Source organism: Mesorhizobium sp. M2C.T.Ca.TU.002.02.1.1 (assembly GCF_003997225.1).
Genome location: NZ_RZTO01000935.1, coordinates 1 through 2,187, shown reverse-complemented (window position 1 = coordinate 2,187; position 2,187 = coordinate 1). Strand labels below are relative to the sequence as shown.

3 protein-coding genes are annotated in these 2,187 nt (G+C 64.6%); 2 read left to right on the top strand and 1 reads right to left on the bottom strand.

From position 1 onward, the window contains the following. Window positions 1-139 precede the first annotated feature (139 nt). Window positions 140-787 (bottom strand): LemA family protein, encoded by a 648-nt coding sequence (locus tag EOD07_RS31660; protein WP_127238070.1) that lies wholly within the window; start codon window positions 785-787, stop codon window positions 140-142. A gap of 217 nt (window positions 788-1,004) precedes the next feature. Here EOD07_RS31660 and EOD07_RS31655 point away from each other — a divergent pair, with 217 nt between their 5' ends. Next, window positions 1,005-1,262 (top strand): hypothetical protein, encoded by a 258-nt coding sequence (locus EOD07_RS31655; RefSeq protein ID WP_127238069.1) that lies wholly within the window; start codon window positions 1,005-1,007, stop codon window positions 1,260-1,262. Between the two features lie 62 nt (window positions 1,263-1,324). Next, window positions 1,325-2,187, top strand: an 863-nt coding sequence (pdxY, locus tag EOD07_RS31650; RefSeq protein ID WP_127238068.1) for a pyridoxal kinase PdxY, incomplete at its 3' end; no start/stop codon positions are given.

Genomic DNA, 2,187 nt, shown 5'->3' with positions numbered 1-2,187 from the left:
GCCGGCTCTCCCTTTCAGACCTTGGCGATTGACGAAAGCCGACGCGACATCCGATCTCCCCCCTCGTGGGGGAGATGTCCGGCAGGACAGAGGGGGGCGCGAAGGAACGCAAAGCTGACAAACTCGATTGAATGTCCGCTCACCCGCCCTGCTTGGTGGTGCTCGTGCCGAAATCGACCTTCGGCACCTGCATCTTGTCCTCGTCGACGGTGAAGTTGGCGAAGGGCTGGTTGCCACGGAACCAGAAGGTCGCCCACAGCACGGACGGGAAGGTCTTCAGCGTCAGATTGTAGTCCCTGACCGCCTGGATGTAGTCGCGCCGCGCCACCGCGATGCGGTTCTCGGTGCCTTCGAGCTGCGCCTGCAGCGCGAGGAAATTCTGGTTCGCCTTGAGGTCGGGATAGGCTTCCGACACCGCGATCAGCCGCGACAGCGCGCTGGTCAGCCCGGCCTGGGCATCCTGGAACTTCTTCAGCGCTTCGGGATCCTTCAGCGTGTCCGGCGTCACCGTGATCTGCGTTGCCTTGGCGCGCGCCTCGACCACCGCGTCGAGCGTATCCTTTTCATGCGAGGCATAGCCCTTCACCGTCTCGACCAGGTTGGGAATCAGGTCGGAACGACGCTGATACTGGTTGAGCACCTCGCTCCAGGCCGCATGGGCATTCTCCTCGGCCGTCGGAATGGTGTTGTAGCCGCAGCCGGCAAGCAGCGGCAGCACGAAAGCCATCATCAGGAAGGCGGGCAGGCTGCGGAAGCGGGAAGGTGGTGAGAGGCGCTCGGCGATCATGATTGGTCCCTCGACAGAAGTTGCATGCGAAGCATTACCACAATCCACGCGTAAGAAAATGTCCGGCTGATGACGCCGATTCCAGTTCGGGCGCGAGCCACTGTGAATAGCCGAGCGAACAGAATTTCATCAATTTTGTCGACGCAATTCCGGGCGGAAAACCGCTTCGCACTTTTCCTGGAATTGCTCTAAGCTGCGGGCAGGAAAGGGCAATTGCATGGCCGAGCGCCGGGATAACGAAACCGAATCGCGCCGCATCCTCGAGCGCGTGCGACAAGAAACGTCCCCGGGCGGCGCGTCGTTCATAACCCGCACGGCGAAGGACGCGCGCGACCGTGTAACCGCGGCCGACGCCGACCGCGCCGATCCTATCGAATATTGGGGAACCCGCATTGGCCGAACGCTCGGCTTCGTCATCGCCATTGGGCTATTGGTCTGGCTGGTGTATGCCGCCACGCGTGGCTCTTTGTTTTGACGCAATTCCGGACGGAAAACCGCTACACATTTTCCCTGGGATTGCTCTAGGAATCAGATTCCATGAGTGCAGAAAAAACCGACGCGCCGCGCGCGGTCATCGTCATCTCCAGCCATGTCGCCCGCGGCTCGGTCGGCAACCGTGCCGCCGTCTTCGCGCTGGAGACGCTGGGTTTCCCGGTCTGGGCGGTGCCGACCGTCATCCTGCCCTGGCATCCGGGTCACAGCCGCGCAACCCGCATCGTGCCGCCGCTCGACCAGTTCAAGGCGCTGATGGCCGATCTCGAGCGGGCGCCCTGGCTGGGCGAGGTACGGGCCGTGCTGTCGGGCTATCTCGGTGAGGCGGGCCAGGCCGAGGCTGTCGCCTCGCTGGTCGCCGCCGTCAAGGAAAAGACGCCGAACGCGCTTTACATCTGCGATCCGGTGATGGGCGATTCCGGCGGGCTCTACGTGCCCGAGCCGACGGCGATAGCCATGCGCGACAAATTGATGCCGATCGCGGATATCGCGACGCCGAACCGCTATGAGCTGGCATGGATGGCGGGCGCGCCGCTGCCCGACATCAAGGCGGTGACGGCGGCCGCCCTTCATGCCGGGCCTTCGACCATGCTGGTGACCTCGGCGCCGGCGATGATGGCGGGCGGGACCGGCAATTTCCTGCTCGACGGCAGCCAGGCGCTGCTTGCCGAGCACCGCGTGATCGAGAGGCCGCCGAACGGGCTCGGCGACCTGACGGCAGCGGTCTATCTGGCGCGCGTTCTCTCCGGCCAGGCGCCGGTCAAGGCGCTGCAATCGACCACCGCCGCCGTCTACGAGATCCTCGCCCGCACCGCCAAGCGCGGCGGCGACGAGCTGCAGCTCGAAACCGACGCGCAGAGCCTGGCGCACCCCATGGCCATGGTGCAGCTGCGCCATCTGCTCCATCC

Excerpts from the sequence above, each read along its gene's own strand:
- EOD07_RS31655 (WP_127238069.1), top strand. The coding sequence starts at position 1,005 with ATGGCCGAGCGCCGGGATAACGAAACCGAATCGCGCCGCATCCTCGAG.
- EOD07_RS31660 (WP_127238070.1), bottom strand. The coding sequence starts at position 787 with ATGATCGCCGAGCGCCTCTCACCACCTTCCCGCTTCCGCAGCCTGCCC.